This is a genomic window from Aeromicrobium ginsengisoli, from assembly GCF_004134905.2.
In the GTDB taxonomy this organism is placed as follows: domain Bacteria; phylum Actinomycetota; class Actinomycetes; order Propionibacteriales; family Nocardioidaceae; genus Aeromicrobium; species Aeromicrobium ginsengisoli.
The window spans coordinates 536,373-551,550 of record NZ_SDPQ02000002.1 but is presented as its reverse complement, the minus strand read 5'-3'; the positions used below and the strand labels follow the sequence as shown (position 1 = coordinate 551,550).

The window sequence follows — 15,178 nt, the reverse complement described above, 5'->3', positions numbered from 1 at the left end:
CGGATCCGGTCGCTACTGTTGACGTATGGCCGAGAACGAGAACGACGAGCCCGACAACCCCTTCAAGGGCACGCCCATGGAGCAGCTGTTCGGCGCGTTCTCCGGCGGTGAGATGGACATGCACCAGATCATGGGCCAGATGCAGAAGATGTTCGCGCCGCACGAGGGCAGCGTCAACTTCGACCTGGCCAAGGACATCGCCCGGCACACCGTGGCCGCGGCCGGACCGGATCCCTCGCCCAACTCGGCACAGCAGGGCGCGGTCGACGACGCCGCCCAGCTCGCCGAGTCGTGGCTCGACACCGTCACCTCGATCCCCGTCGGCGCCACGACCGCGACGGCGTGGAGCAGAGCGGAGTGGATCGAGGCGACCTCCGGCACCTGGCAGCAGCTCGTCGAGCCGATCGCCGCCCATGTCGTCAAGGCGATGGGCGAGGCGCTCCCCGAAGAGGCCAAGGCCATGGCCGGACCACTGATGGGCATGCTGTCGCAGGCCGGTGGCGCGATGTTCGGCCAGCAGGTCGGCCAGGCCCTGGGCGGTCTTGCCGGCGAGATCGTGTCGTCGACCGAGATCGGCATCCCGCTCGGACCCGAGCGCATCGCGGCGGTCCTGCCGTCGGGCGTCGAGGCGTTCGGCGAAGGTCTCGAGCATCCGGCGTCCGACGTGCTCCTCTACATCGTCCTGCGCGAGTGCGCGCACCACCGCCTGTTCCACCACTCCCCCTGGCTGCGTCCTGCGCTCGTCGGCGCGATCGAGGAGTTCGGCCGCGGCACGCGCATCGACGTCGGCGCGATCGAGTCGCAGCTCCAGGGCCTCGACCCGTCGCGGCCCGAGGAGATCCAGGAAGCGCTGGCCGGCGGCCTGTTCGAGCCCGAGCGCACCCCTGAGCAGCAGCGGGCGCTCGACCGCCTCGAGACCCTGCTCGCGTTCATCGAGGGCTGGGTCGACGAGATCGTCACCCAGGCGACCAAGGACCGTATGCCCGCAGCCGCCCCGCTCGCCGAGGCGATGCGCCGCCGCCGGGCCGCGGGTGGTCCGGCCGAGCAGACGTTCGCTTCGCTCGTCGGCCTGGAGCTGCGTCCCCGCAAGCTCCGCGAGGCCACGACGCTGTGGGCCGCGCTGCGTGACCGGCAGGGTCCCGACGCACGCGACGCGGTGTGGAGCCACCCCGACCTGATGCCGTCGGCGGCAGACCTCGACGACCCGCTCGGCTTCGCGCAGGGCGAGCACCGCACCCAGAGCGACGACGACTTCGACGCCGCGCTCGGGGAGCTGCTCGACAACGATCCCGGCGAGGCCTCCGACGGCGAGCCTGACGGCACCCGCGAGTGACGCTGCGCGACGACGCGCACGGCGTGCTGAGTGGCTGGACCGCGCCCGACGCCGAGCAGGACCGGTTGCGCGGGCTCTACGTCGCGCACACCGAGACGTACGCCGATGCCATGAGCCGCGAGTGCCATCCGGATCACCTGACGGCGAGCGCAATCATCTTCTCGGCCGACCACGCACGCGTCCTGCTGACGTTGCACCGCATCATCAAGCTGTGGTTGCAGACCGGCGGGCACTGCGAACCCGACGACGCGACCCTCGCTGAGGCCGCACTGAGGGAGGGTCGCGAGGAGAGCGGGATCGCCGGCCTCGTGATCGACCCGGTGCCGGTGCTGCTGTCCAGGCACGAGGTGCCGTGCGGACCGATCCGGCCGGCCCATCACCTCGACGTGCAATATGTCGCGGTGGCTCCTGCCGGGGCGCAGCACGTCATCAGCGACGAGTCGGACGACCTGGCGTGGTTCGGCATCGACGCGTTGCCGGCCGAGACCGACGACTCGGTCAGGGAGCTGATCGCTGCTGCCAGGACACGCCTTCGAGGAATGCCTTAGCCCTCGCCGTGTCGGGATAGGCGTCGACGAGCGCCCAGAACTGCTTGCTGTGGTTGGACTCGATGAGGTGCGCCAGCTCGTGCAGCAGCACGTAGTCGACGACCCATTCGGGCATGCCCTTGAGTCGGTCGGACAGCCGGATGCTGCGATCGGCGCTGGTGCACGACCCCCATCGGCTGTTCTGGTTGGACACCCAGCGCACGGACAGCGGCACCGCGCGACCCTCGAGCCACGTGCTGGACAGCTGGCCGGCGCGGACCTGGAGGTCGTCGTCGCTCGGGCGTACGCGTTGCTCGCGGCGGTCGAGCCGCTCGACGAGGCTGCGCACGTGGCGCTCCTCCTCGGCCTTGGAGAGGTGCGCGGGCATCAGGACGATCGTCTTGTCGCCCTCGCGATAGGCCCGGACCGTGCGCTTGCGCCGGGCGCTGCGCCGGATCTCCACGTCTCCCATGATTGGAAACCTATCGGCTGGCACCCACCTTTTGTCCGTCCACAACTCGGGTCTGACAAATCGGCTGGTCACACAGGCAGATCCGCAGGTGCGGGGCGGTCGACGCACAGGTTGTGCACTGCCTCGTCCACATGGCTCCTCGGCGTTCCCCACAACTTGTCCCCATTGTTATCCACAGGCGTGGACAACGGTTGCGCGAAACCGGTTGCCGGAAGCCGCTCGCGGCCCTAGCGTGAGGCCCATTCGAGGCTCTCGACGGAGCTCGCAAGGGGAAGGCAAGCTCCGTCGGGAGCCTCTTTTGTGTCGGCGGGCCCACGCGAGCCCCGACCAGCGTTTTCGGGCATTCCGACGCGCCGAACGCCTTTACGCTCAGCTGAGCGTGAAACGGCACTCCCACGCGTACCCTGAACGTGACTAGCACCACATCGGCAAGGAGGCCGCAATGTCGGAAACATGGAGTGGCGAGTTCTACTGCGTCAAGTGCAAGGAAAAGCGCGAGGCGTCCGGAGAGGTCCACGTCAGTGACAAGGGCACTCGTATGGCCAAGGGCGTCTGCCCGGTCTGTGGTACCAAGCTGAACCGGATCCTCGGTAAGGCCTGAACCACCCGCGGGGATCCGGGCCCCGCACTTCCCCGAGTTTTGCGGAGGATCCGACGCACCGCGTCGGGTCCTCCGCTTTGCTGAGTCCTCCGCTTTGCCGAGGCCGAGCGAGCGTCGAGGCAGGTTGAGCGATCGCGCCGAAGGCGCCCGGTGACGAAACCTCGTGAGCCGACGATGAATCTGTGGACGACTCGTTCGCCGGATCAGCATCGAGCGACGACCCTGACGACATGGCCTTTCGACCTGCGCTTCGTCCCGGTGCACCACTCCTGCGACGAGACGCCACGCACCTGCAGGTCGGCACCTCCCCCGGCATCGTCATCGCCGACCGGCCCGGCCTGCTCGACCTGCTCCGCCTCTTCGACGGCGCCCGGGACGTCGACCGCTTGGCGGCGCTCGCCCGCGACACGATCCCCGAGCTCGCGGCGCCGGTCGTCGAGATCCTCGGTGAGCTCCGTTCCGCGGGCGTCGTGTTCGACGCGACCCGCTGGAGCACGGCTGATGTCCGCGGGCTCGATGCCGAGGCGCGGCACGCAGACTTCGGCGGCGAGGACCCGGCCCGGCTCCGCCACCGGCAGGCGTACGGGGTCGCCCTCCACGCGGACGCCGGGAGCCGCCGGCTGACCGAGATCGTCCAGTCCACGCTCGCCGATGCCGGCATCAGCCGGTTCGCCCCCGACCAGCCCGACCTGCTGGTCATCGCCTCGTGCGGCGAGCCGGCCCGCACGGTGTTCGAGCAACCGGCACAGCTGGGCATCGACCACCTGCCGATCGTGATCGACGAGGACCGTGTGCGCATCGGCCCCCTCGTACGCCCTGGGCACACGCCCTGCGTGTCGTGTCACGACCTGCACCGGGCGGACTGGGACCGCGCGTGGCCGGCGCTGGTGCACCAGCTGGGCCGTCACACCGCGAGCATGACTCCCCCGGCTGTCGACGCGGTCACGACCCACGCCGCAGCGCTGGAGGTCGCCGTCGAGGTGCTGGCCCACGCCGACGGCCGGCGCAGCCGCACCCTCGGTCGATGCCTCGTCGTCGGACCCGGGCACGACGAGCGCGACAGCTGGCCCCTGGCCTTCCACCACGCCTGCACGTGCGATCTGCTTCGGGCGGCCTGAGCGCGACCGCCCGACTATCCTGACGAGGTGCCCAAGACTCCCGACCGGCCCGATGGGCCGGACCAGGCCGGCTCGCCCGGCAAGGGCGAGCCGAAGGGCCGACCGCTGACCGGCAGCGCGTTCATGCGCACCGCCCGCCTCGCCTCGCTCCCGGTCGGCTTCGCCGGGCGTACGACCCTGGGGCTCGGCAAGCGCATGGTCGGCGCGCCCGCGAACGTCGTGCTCAACGAGGTGCAACGACGCACGGCCGACCAGATCTTCTCGGTGCTCGGCCAGCTCAAGGGCGGCGCGATGAAGTTCGGCCAGGCCATGAGCATCTTCGAGGCCGCGTTGCCTGAGGAGTTCATCGGGCCCTACCGCGAGACACTCGTCAAGCTGCAGGACTCGGCCCCACCCATGCCACCGGACACGGTGCACCGGGTCATGGCCGAGGAGTTCGGCGCCGACTGGCGGCAGCAGTTCATCTCGTTCGAGGACAAGCCGGCCGCGTCGGCCTCGATCGGCCAGGTGCACCGCGCGGTGTGGGCCGACGGCCAGGACGTGGCGGTCAAGCTGCAGTACCCCGGTGCCGCCAAGGCGCTGACCGCCGACCTCAAGCAGATCGCCCGTCTGGCGCGGCTGTTCGGCACACTGGCGCCGGCCCTCGACGTCAAGCCGCTGGTGCAGGAGCTGCAGGACCGGGTCGCCGAGGAGCTCGACTACAACCTGGAGGCCGGGGCGCAGAGCGTGTTCGCCGCGGAGTTCGAGGGCGATCCCGAGATCGTCGTCGCGGACGTCCTGGCCTACACCGAGCACGCCCTCGTCTCGACCTGGCTCGAGAGCGATCACTCGTTGGCGCAGGTCATCACCGAAGGCACGCAGGAGGAGCGGGACCGCTACGGCGAGGCGTACGTCAGGTTCCTGTTCGCCGGCCCGATGCGCACCGGCATGCTGCACGCCGACCCGCACCCCGGCAACTTCCGCGTCATGCCCGACGGCCGGCTCGGTGTCGTTGACTACGGCGCCGTGGCGCGCCTACCGGACGGGCTCCCGGAGCCGGTGGGCCGGCTGCTCCGCCACGCGGTCGCCGGTGACTACGACCTGGTGCTCGAAGGGTTGCGCGACGAAGGATTCGTCAAGCACACCACCGACCTGGATGCCGACACGATCGCCCGCTACATCGGCCCGTTCGTCGAGCCGGCGAGCGTCGAGCGGTTCACGTTCAGCCGTGAGTGGATGCGGGCGCAGACCTTGCGGGTGAGTGCGCTGACGTCGGAGGGCATGGGCACGGCGATGAAGATCAACCTGCCGCCGCAGTATCTGCTGATCCACCGCGTGTGGATCGGCGGCATCGGCGTGCTCAGCCAGCTCGGCGCCACGGCTCCCTTCCGCGCGATCCTCGAGGAGTCCCTCCCCGGGTTTGCCGAGGGTTGAGCGAGCGCTGCGAGCGAACGCCCGAGGCAGGTCGAGCGCGTCATGCCGAAGGCATCAGATGACGAGACCCGGTGAGCTGACCACCCAACGTGGGAAGAGTCCTTTCGACAAGCTCAAGGACCTCAAGGCACCCCGCGAGAACGACCTACTTCGCCCGGATCAGCTCGAGCACGGAGTCGGCGTACTTCTCGAGTTTGGCCGGGCCGATGCCGGGGACCTTGGCAAGCGCGTCGGGGTCGGCGGGCTTGACCTCGGCGATCGACTGCAGCGTCGCGTCGGTGAAGATCACGTAGGCCGGCTTGCCCTGCTCGGTGGCCTGCTCGGTGCGCCACGAACGCAGCTGCTCGTAGAGCTCCTCGTCGTAGGTTGCCGGGCAGTCCTCGCACCGGCCGCGCTTGCGGTCGGCGACGGCCAGGACCGTGTTGCACACCCGGCACTTGGCGACCTTGCGCTCACGAGGCTGGCGCGCGGTCTGCCGGGCCTCGTGGTCGGCGGGCAGCAGCGGATCGAGGAAGCGGGTGGGGCGACGGTTGCCGCGGCCGCCGCGATTGCGGGTCACGGCCCACGAGATCATCAGGTCGTGGCGGGCCCGGGTGAGGCCGACATAGAACAGTCGGCGCTCTTCTTCGACCGCCGTGGGGGTGTCGGCGTGGACGCTCGGCATCATGCCCTCGTGCATGCCGACGCAGAACACGGCGTCCCACTCGAGGCCCTTGGCCGAGTGCAGCGTCGCCAGCGTGACGCCGTCGGCTGCGGGCGCGTGGGCCTGGTCGGCGCGGCGGTCGAGGTCGGCGACGAGCGCCGTGAGGTCGGCGGCGGAGTCGGACTCGACGAGCTCGGCGGCCATCGAGACGATCGCGTGGAGCGACTCCCAGCGATCACGAACGGCGCCGGCACCGTTGGGCGGCTCGTCGGTGTGGCCCATCGCGGCGAAGATCGCCCGCACCTCCTGAACCAGCTCGCCGCCGCCCTCGCCACCGCGGGCCGCTCCACGCAGCAGCGTCACGGCCTGGCGGACTTCGGCACGGCGGAAGAAGCCCTCGACGCCTCGCAGCACGTAAGGGATGCCGTGCTCACCGAGCGCCTCCTCGAACGCCTCGGACTGGGCGTTGATGCGGAACAGGATCGCCATCTCCTTGTAGGAGACGCCACGGCGGTGGAGCAGCGCGATCTCGCTCGCGACCGCGGCGGCCTCGGCCTGCTCGTCGGGGAACCCGATGTAGGTCACCGGGTCGCCGGGCTCCTGCTGGGACTGCAGGCGTACGCCTTCGGTGCCGTTGGTGCGACTGAACACCGCGTTGGCGGCAGCGACGATCTGCGGCGTCGAGCGGTAGTTGCGGACGAGCTCGATGCGCTGGGCGCCCTCGTGGCGGCGGCCGAACGAGCTGAGGATCTCGGGCGAGGCACCGGCGAACGAGTAGATCGTCTGACGCGGGTCGCCGACGACGCAGATGTCGTTGCGGCCACCGAGCCAGAGCTCGAGCAGGGTCGACTGGAGCGGGTTGACGTCCTGGAACTCGTCGACCACGAACCAGCGGTATTGCTGACGGACCTGCGCGGCAATGCGCTCGTCGTCGGCGAGGATCGCTGCGGTGATCAGGAGGATGTCCTCCATGTCGATGCGGCCGCGATCGCGCTTGACGTCCTCGTAGGCCGTCATGATGTTGCCGACCGTGGGGTGGTCGAGGTCGGCGACCTGGCGGCGGGCGGGGCCGGCCGCGGCGGAGTAGGCGGCGGGACGGATGTTGGAGACCTTGGCCCACTCGATCTCCGACGACAGGTCGCGCAGCAGCGGGGTGTCGGTGCGGATGTTGAGGCGACGTGCGGCCTCGGCGACCAGGGCAAACTTGGAGGCCGTGACCTCGGGGAACTCGCCGCCATAAACCTGGGGCCAGAAGTAGCGAGCCTGCCGCAGCGCCGCGGAGTGGAACGTGCGCGCCTGGACACCGTCGGCACCGAGCTGGCGCAGGCGGGTCCGCATCTCGCCGGCGGCCCGGGTCGTGAACGTCACGGCGAGCACTTCGGTGGGCTTGTAGACGCCGGTCGCCACGCCGTACGCCATGCGGTGCGTGATGGCGCGGGTCTTGCCGGTGCCGGCGCCCGCGACGACGCTGACCGGCCCTCTCAGCGCCTGCGCGACCTCACGCTGCTCAGGATCGAGCCCCGTCAACAGGTCGTCGGCACTGGGCACGCAAGCTCCTCATGGAATGGTTGAAGTGGCAATGATGTTGAGATCATCAAGACTAGTCGTCGAAGGAGACACTCCATGTCGGGCACGTTCACGATGTACTCCACTCCGTGGTGCGGGTACTGCCACCGGCTCAAGGGCCAGCTCAAGCGCGAGGGCATCGCCTTCGACGAGGTCGACATCGAGCAGGTGCCCGAGGCCGCGTTCATCGTCGAGCAGGCCAACAACGGCAACCAGACCGTACCCACGCTGGTGTTCGCCGACGGCACGGCGCTGACCAACCCGTCCGTCGCCCAGGTGAAGGCGCAGCTGGCTCTGGCCTAGGTCCAGCGGCCGCTGATGGTTCCTCCGTGCCACTTCTGGAGCAACCATCGTGAGATCGACACGTTGGGCGGGAGCAGCATTTCGCTGGCCGCCGTCATCTGCGTGACGTCGTCGCGGGTGAACCAGCGCGCCTCGGCGATCTCGTTCTCGTCGATCGTGATGTCCGATGACAGCGCCTGGCCGAAGAACCCCAGCATGAGGCTCGACGGGAACGGCCACGGCTGGCTGCCGGCGTACGTGACCTCACCGACCTGGATGCCGACCTCCTCCAGCACCTCACGGCGTACGGCGTCGTCGAGCGACTCCCCCGGCTCGACGAACCCGGCCAGGGTCGAGAACCGGCCCTCGGGCCACTGCTGCCCGCGACCCAGCAGCGCCCGGTCGTCACCGTCGGTGATGAGCATGATGACCGCAGGATCCGTGCGCGGGAAGTGATGCGTGCCGCAGGCGGGGCAGATGCGGACGTGCCCCGCCTCGGCCAGGTCGGTCGGCTGGCCGCAGTTGGCGCAGAACCGGTGGTGCTCGTGCCAGCGAGCGATGCCGACCGCGTGCACTCCGAGGGATGCCTCGTCAGGCGCCATCGTCGGACCGAGCGTGCGCAGGCTCACCGGTTCGAGCGCGTCGGGCACCCGGTCGACCATGACCGCGGCGTAGCGGACGCCGTCCTTGATGCCGAGGAAGATCCACGCGCCGTCCGGCGCCTCGTCGAGGCTCAGCCAGCGGATGCCGACGCCGCCGACGGTCGCGACGTGCTCGCCGCCGATGACCATGACGCGTACGTCCGGGGTGCGCCAGGCGTCGTCCTTGCGCAGATGGCCGGCGCGGTCGTGCTGGGTACGGTCGAAGGCGAAGTCCACGCTTCTACGCTAGACCGAGCCTCTTCTCGAGCTCGATGCGGTCGGGGAGATCGTCGAACCGCTTCACCTCACCGAGGCGTACGTAGTAGAACACCGCGTCGACGCGGGCCAGATCGACGCCATGCAGCTCGGCCCAGGCGAGGCGATAGATCGCGAGCTGGAGCTCGTCTGCCGTGGCCTGCTTGTTGGTCTTCCAGTCGACGACCTCGAAGCCGTCGGGTGTCTGGAACACCGCATCGATGCGACCGATGACCTGCTGCCCGCCGAGCACGATCGAGAACGGCGCCTCGATCGCGTAGGGCTCGCGGTCGCCGTAAGGTCCCTGACGGAACTTCTCGATCGCGTCATCGAGCTCCGCGTCAGAGGACAAGTCGGCATCACCCTGCCCGGGCAGCTCGCTCGGGTCGAGCAGCACCTGCTGGCCGTAGTGCGCTTCGACCCAGGCATGGAACCGGGTGCCGAACCGCGCCGCCGGCGACGGACGACGTGGCATGGGACGTGCCAGCTGACGTACGAAAGCCTGCTCGTCGTTGGCCAGGCCCAGCATCGATGTCGTCGACACCGTCGCGGGCAGCTCCACGCGACGTTGCTCCGCCGCCATTGCCGCCGCCTCGGTGGTCAACAGCTCCACGTCGGCATCGAGCTCGTCGAGGCGCGCCGCAACCAGCGGGTCGGCGATCTCGCCGGGTTGGTCGGCGTCTCCCTCGAGGTGCGCGTGCACGCGCTCTGCCAGCGCACGCCGGCCCGCCAGCGGTGCCGGGTGCACGGGCCACGGCACGCCGTCGACCTGGACGAGGTGCGGGTTGGTCTCATCATCGGCGGGCGCCTCGGCCCACACCAACGGCTCCACGCCGCGATCGGCGAGCCATCTGCGCGTCTGCTCGAGGTATTCGGACGGGCCGAGCGGCTTCTGCTGGGTGCGGCCCCAGTGGTGGCCGGAGACGACCAGCCGTTCCTCAGCTCGCGTGTAGGCGACGTAGGCGAGTCGGCGCTCCTCCATGTCGGCCTCGGCCCTCATCTCGATGTCGTACGACTTCTTGCCGCTCGGTGTCCAGTCGACCATCTCCGGCAGGCTCGCGGCGTCGCCGCGCAACGGACCGGGCAGCACCTTGGCCGTGCTGACCCATTTGTCCCGCCCTCGGTTGGGTGGGAACACGGTGCCCGAGACAAGCGGCACGAACACGGTGTGCCACTCCAGGCCCTTGGCGCGGTGAATCGTGAGCAGCTTGATCGACTCGCTCTCGGACGGCGTCGACACCTCCATGCCTTCGTTGTGGAAGTCCTCGGCGTCGAGATAGGCGATCAGGCCTGACAGCGACGCGAAGCGGTCGGCCTCGCCGTATGCGGCCACCGCGTCGAAGAACAACGCGAGGTTGTCGGCCCCACCGGTCACCTGCCCGGCATCGAGCTCGATGTCGAGGTCGAGCGCGCGCACCGCACGCCGGGCCAGCTCGATGAGTGGCTCGCTGCTGTGCCGGCGAATGCCGGTGATCAGACCCGACAGCTCCGTGAACCGGCGACGCGCTTCGTCGGAGTACGGCAGATCGCCGAGGTCCTCGAGGGCATCGGCCAGCGCGACGATCTCGGTGGGATCCGTGCCTTCCACGGCGTGCGCGAGCTCTTCGGCCAGCGAGGCACGGTCGTTCGACGTACGACTGCCGGTGAGCTGTCGAGCGCGTCGGCCCAGCAGTGCCAGGTCGCGCGGCCCGATGTTGTAGCGAGCGCCGGTCAGCAGCCGGAGCATCGCCGGGTTGGCCGTGACGTCGTCGACGACCTCGAGCAGGGACAGCACATCCACCACCTCGGGCTGGTCGAGCAGACCCTTGAGGCCGACGATCTCGAACGGGATCCCAGCGCGCCGCAGGGCAGACACGATCGCACCGTTCTCGCGCGCCACCCGCACCAGGATCGCGATGCGTCGAAGGGGGACGCCGGCGGCGTGAGTGCGCGCCACCTCGGCGACCATCGCCTCGATCTCCTCGTCGACCGTGTGGTGCAGCGCGACGTCGACGCGCCCGCTCGGCGGCTTGGCCGACGTCAGAGGTTCCACGACCTTGGACGTCAGGTAGAACTCCGCCGCAATGTCGTTGGCTGCGTCGATGACGGTGGGAGCACACCGGCGCGTCTCGGTGAGCGAGAACAGCCGGCCGCGGGTCTGGTCACCTGCCGGGAAGTCGTCGAGAAACTCCTCGAGGTTGCCCGTGGCGGCGCCCCGCCAGCCGTAGATGCCCTGAGCCGGGTCGCCGACCGCCGTGACGGGAAGACCCGTGAACAGGGCGATCAGCAGGTCCCGTTGCGCGACGGAGGTGTCTTGGTACTCGTCGAGGAGCACCACGTCGTACGCCTCGCGCATCGCGCTCTGGACCTCCGGAACGGCCGCCAGGCGCGCACCCCACGCCATCTGGTCCGAGAAGTCGATGACCCCGTCAGCACTCTTCAGCTCGCGGTAGGCGTCGACGAGCCGGCTCAGGTCGGTGCGGGTCCGAGCCGTGCCGGCCGCGTCGCGTACGACGGCGACGAGCTTGGCGGCCGGGTCGTGGCGGGCGATGATCGTGCGGTCGAAGTCGCGAAGGTCGCCGGTGTCCACCAGGTGCTCGGACAGCTCGGCGTCGAGGGCCATGACCTGCCCGATCAGCGTCGGGACGTGGGTCGTGACGTGCGCCAGGGGGCCGGAGTAGGACTCGATGGCGCGCGCGGCTCGTTGGAACCGTGTGGCGTCGGTGACCACCCGCAGGTCGGGCTCGATGCCGAGGCGGAGACCGTGCTCGGCGATCAGGGAGCCCGCGAACGCGTGATAGGTGGATGCGGTCGGGTCGCCCCAGCCGAGCAGCTCGTGATCGACGCCCAGCAGATCGATGCTCGCGCGAATGCGTTGGCCGAGCTCGGCCGCCGCCTTGTTGGTGAACGTCAGGCCCAGGATGCGTTCGGGCGCGATGCCCTCGTGGCCGACCAGCCACACCACGCGCGCGGCCATGACGGTCGTCTTGCCTGAGCCGGCGCCGGCGATGATCGCACTGGGCCGGTCGAGGCCGGCCGTGATGGCCGCCATCTGTGGTCCGGTGAAGTCGATGCCGAGCAGCTCACGCAGGTGCGCCTCGTCGCGTACGAGCCCGGTCATGCCTGTCCTCCGAGGATCGAGGCGCCGGAGTCCCTGGCCGGGCACACATGGGTGAAGTCGCAGTACTTGCACTGCTCCTTGTCGTCCCTGACCGCACTGAGCTGCTCGGCGCCGATGTCCCGCACGGCCTGGCGCAGCTGCTCCACGGCGAAGAACGGTTGCTCCGGAGACGGCCCGGGTTGCGGCTGCACCTTGGGCACTCCCACCGTCCGAGGGGCGTCGGTGCGGAGCTGGACGAGCTCCGCACCGGCCGCTCCGGCGCCCGGGGCCAGCTCGCTGGTCGCGCCCGCGTCCACCGCAACCTGGTAGAGCCCGAGCTGGGCGTTCGTCGCGACCTGCGGACCACTGGGGGGATTCTTGGACGTCTTGAGGTCGATCACGTGGACTCCGTCGTCGCCCAGCTCCACCCGGTCCATCGAACCCGTGAGGCGGACGTCGCGACCGTCCACGTCGAGCACGACGTTGAACGCGTGCTCCACCGCGATCACCTCGCGAGGATTGCTCCGATGCCACTGCACGAAGCGCCCGAGTGCCTCGATCGCGGCCTCCCGCTCGCGCGCGCTGATCCATTCGGGCAGTCCGAGCACGCCCCAGACGTCATCGAGGTGCGCGGCCATCTCGTCGACGTCGGGCTCGACACCGTCGAGGAACGTCTGGGCTGCGAGCGCGTGGACGATGGAGCCGAATCCCTGTGCGGCGGACGTGCCGCGCTCGCCCTTGGCCTCGTGGTTGAGGAACCACTGCAGCGTGCACTTGGACAGCCGGTCCATCTGGCTTCCGGAGAGCTGCAACGGCTCGTCGGGGTCACGCAAGGGTGTGTCGTTGGTGGTGCGCTCGGCCAGACCCCACCAGCGGTCGGGATGGGCTGAGCGGGCAGCCGGAACCGTCGCGAGCTGCGCCAACCTGGCCGCGACGCGCTCGCGAACCTCGGGGTCCGTGGTCGACTCACCGATGCGTCTCAGCTCGGCGATCGCCCCACGCAGCGAGAGCGTGCGGGTGGGTCGGGCCAGCGCCGACGGCAGGGTGCGCACCCGTCGATCCGACTCACCGTTGACGTGCGCGTGCAGCTCGCCGAGGAACCGCGACGGCTGGTCCCCCTCGTCGGACCCGCTGGCAACCGCGGTCACGACCAGGCGTGACCGGGCGCGGCTGCACGCCACGTAGAACAGGCGACGCTCCTCGGCGGCTGCCGCCCACGGCGAAGGCGGCGGCAGGACGCCGTCCCTTGAGAGCCGGTCGCCCTGCAACAGACTGCCGCGACCACGGACGTCGGGCCACTCACCGTCCTGCACGGCAGCGACCACCACGAGCGGCCATTCCAGTCCCTTGGACCGATGAGCTGTCATGACCTGGACCGCTTCGCCCGAGTCACCGCTCTGGGCGATCGTGTCGCCTGGGATCTGCTGCTCCTCGAGCGCCCGCGTGACCTCGGTGACGGAGCGCCGGGCATCACGCTCCTCGGCCCTGGCAGCCTCCGCGAACAGCGCACACACGGCGTCGAGGTCGTGATTGGCCTGCGGTGCGCCATCACCGTCACTCTCGGCATCGGCCTGCAGCCGGGTCGGCCACCTCGTGCCGTCCCATACCGTCCAGAGCACCTGCTCGGCGGACTCACCCGTGGAGATCTGATCGGCCGCCGTGCGCAACAGGGCAGCGAGCCGGGCTGCGGCGTCGACCGCCCGGCTGGTGGGGCCTGCCGTGTCGAGCGTCGACAGGAAGACCGGGTCGCCGATCGCCTCGGCGATCAGCAGCCGAGAGGCACGCGGCTGCTCGCCGGCCGCAGCTGCGTGCTTGCGCAAGGCTCGGCCGAGCCGACGCACCGCCGCCGCGTCGAGATGACCGAGCGGGCCGGTGAGCAAGGCATGCGCGACGTCTGGGGCAAGGTGCTCACCGCGGTTGAGCGCATCGGCAGCATGCAACGCTGCGAGCAGCGTGCGCACCGCTGGTTCGGCCGCGAGCGGCAACTCGTCGCCGGCGACCTCCACCGGTACGCCGGCGGCCGTGAGTGCCCGTTGCAGACGGCCCAGGTGCAGCCCTGAACGTACGAGCACCGCCATGTCGCGCCACGGCACACCGTCGTGCAGGTGCGCCTGCCGCAGCAGCAGCGCGATGTGCTCGGCCTCGGCTGTGGGCGAGGAGAACGTGCCCACCTGCACGGAGCCGGGGTCGCTGGCGCGGCTGGTCGGGCTGCGCAGCGCCTCGAACGCCGTGCCGTCGACGGCGCCGAGCGCGCCACGCTTGTCGACCACCGAGCGTACGGCCGCGGCGATCACCGTCCCGTAGCGATTGGTGTAGCCGAGGGTGAGCCGCGGCGCGGGCCCCGCCGCGGTCGCGAACTGATCGGGGAAATCGATGATGCCGCGCACATCGGCTCCACGGAATCCGTAGATGGACTGATAGGGATCGCCCACGACGACCAGATCGCGGCCGTCTCCTGCGAGGGCCTGCAGCAGCTCGACCTGGAGCGGGTCGGTGTCCTGATACTCGTCGACGACGATGAGTCGCAGGCGAGAACGCCACCGGTCACGGATGGCGGGATCGTTGAGCGTCTTGACCGCCTCGAAGATGAGATCGGTGTGGTCGATCGTGTGGGCCAGCGCGGCCACGGCCGTCAGCTCGTCGAAGAACTCAGCCGCTGCGCGCCAGTCGCCGCGACCAGCCGAATCAGCAACACGAAGCAGGTCGACATCATCCATCCCGTTGGCCCGCGCGGCGGCGATGAGGGTGCGGAGCTCGCTGGCGAGACCGCGGGTACGCAAAGCGGGCCGCATCGCAGCAGGCCACTGCTCAGGGTCCGTGCCGGCCAGGACCTCGGAGATGACGGCGTCCTGCTCCGGGGCGCTGAGCAGACGAAGCGGCTGGGCGAAGCCACTGGCGTCCTGCTCTGATCGCAGCAACGCGTAGCAGAACGAGTGAAAGGTCATGGCCGCCGTGGTGGCCGTGGTGCGAGCCAGTCGCCGGGCGATGCGCGCGCGCAGCTCCTGCGCGGCCTTGCGGCTGAACGTGAGCACCAGGACCTCGTCCGGCGACAACCCGCCCTGCTCGATCCGGTCGACGACCAGCTCGACGAGCGTCGTGGTCTTGCCCGCGCCCGGCCCGGCCAGCACCTGCAGCGGCCCGCCGATGTCGGTCATGTGCTCGATCACGGCGCGCTGGCTGTCGTCGAGCACCGGAGCGACGACGGGCTCGACGCTCGGCTTGTCCAACACGTACTCGACCGGCATGTC

Annotated in this window: 11 protein-coding genes; 6 read left to right on the top strand and 5 right to left on the bottom strand. The window is 70.0% G+C overall.

All coding sequences use genetic code 11. The features are described 5' to 3' along the window. Positions 1-25: 25 nt before the first annotated feature. Both ESP70_RS09535 and ESP70_RS09530 read left to right on the top strand, forming a co-directional pair. Positions 26-1,333, top strand: a complete 1,308-nt coding sequence (locus ESP70_RS09535; RefSeq protein ID WP_149689044.1) for a zinc-dependent metalloprotease — start codon at positions 26-28, stop codon at positions 1,331-1,333. Further along, complete coding sequence (locus tag ESP70_RS09530; RefSeq protein WP_149689043.1) at positions 1,330-1,881, top strand: NUDIX hydrolase; 552 nt, start codon at positions 1,330-1,332, stop codon at positions 1,879-1,881. Before ESP70_RS09535 ends, ESP70_RS09530 begins: the two co-directional genes overlap by 4 nt. Here ESP70_RS09530 and ESP70_RS09525 read toward each other — a convergent pair. Then, positions 1,832-2,332 carry a M48 family metallopeptidase gene (locus ESP70_RS09525; RefSeq protein WP_149689042.1) on the bottom strand — a complete coding sequence of 167 codons (501 nt, stop codon included), beginning with the start codon at positions 2,330-2,332 and terminating at the stop codon, positions 1,832-1,834. The two genes, ESP70_RS09530 and ESP70_RS09525, sit on opposite strands and share 50 nt — an antisense overlap. A gap of 442 nt (positions 2,333-2,774) precedes the next feature. Between ESP70_RS09525 and ESP70_RS20305 the strand changes: the two genes are divergently transcribed. From ESP70_RS20305 to ESP70_RS09515, 3 genes are all read left to right on the top strand, one after another. Further along, positions 2,775-2,933: a DUF5679 domain-containing protein gene (locus tag ESP70_RS20305; protein WP_200935378.1), complete on the top strand. Its 159-nt coding sequence runs from the start codon at positions 2,775-2,777 to the stop codon at positions 2,931-2,933. A gap of 230 nt (positions 2,934-3,163) precedes the next feature. Beyond that, entirely contained in the window at positions 3,164-4,051 is an 888-nt protein-coding gene (locus ESP70_RS09520; protein ID WP_149689041.1) for a hypothetical protein, read from the top strand. 27 nt (positions 4,052-4,078) lie between these two features. Continuing rightward, positions 4,079-5,464: an ABC1 kinase family protein gene (locus ESP70_RS09515; RefSeq protein ID WP_342780179.1), complete on the top strand. Its 1,386-nt coding sequence runs from the start codon at positions 4,079-4,081 to the stop codon at positions 5,462-5,464. Positions 5,465-5,609: 145 nt separating this feature from the next. Here the strand turns inward: ESP70_RS09515 and ESP70_RS09510 are convergent, their stop codons facing one another. Continuing rightward, positions 5,610-7,655 carry an ATP-dependent DNA helicase UvrD2 gene (locus ESP70_RS09510; protein ID WP_149689040.1) on the bottom strand — a complete coding sequence of 682 codons (2,046 nt, stop codon included), beginning with the start codon at positions 7,653-7,655 and terminating at the stop codon, positions 5,610-5,612. Between the two features lie 75 nt (positions 7,656-7,730). On the opposite strand from ESP70_RS09510, the gene ESP70_RS09505 reads away from it, so the two are divergent. Next, on the top strand, positions 7,731-7,976 hold the full coding sequence (locus ESP70_RS09505) for a mycoredoxin (protein WP_149689039.1): 246 nt from the start codon (positions 7,731-7,733) through the stop codon (positions 7,974-7,976). Here the strand turns inward: ESP70_RS09505 and nudC are convergent. Genes nudC through ESP70_RS09490 form a run of 3 tightly spaced genes read right to left on the bottom strand, consistent with a single transcriptional unit; the run spans position 7,973 to position 15,175 of the window. Further along, entirely contained in the window at positions 7,973-8,833 is an 861-nt protein-coding gene (gene nudC / locus ESP70_RS09500) for an NAD(+) diphosphatase (protein ID WP_246161987.1), read from the bottom strand. The genes ESP70_RS09505 and nudC overlap by 4 nt on opposite strands. 4 nt (positions 8,834-8,837) lie before the next feature. Continuing rightward, positions 8,838-11,951, bottom strand: a complete 3,114-nt coding sequence (locus tag ESP70_RS09495) for an ATP-dependent helicase (protein WP_149689038.1) — start codon at positions 11,949-11,951, stop codon at positions 8,838-8,840. Continuing rightward, positions 11,948-15,175 (bottom strand): ATP-dependent helicase, encoded by a 3,228-nt coding sequence (locus ESP70_RS09490; RefSeq protein WP_149689037.1) that lies wholly within the window; start codon positions 15,173-15,175, stop codon positions 11,948-11,950. Before ESP70_RS09490 ends, ESP70_RS09495 begins: the two co-directional genes overlap by 4 nt. Between the last annotated feature and the right edge of the window lie 3 nt (positions 15,176-15,178).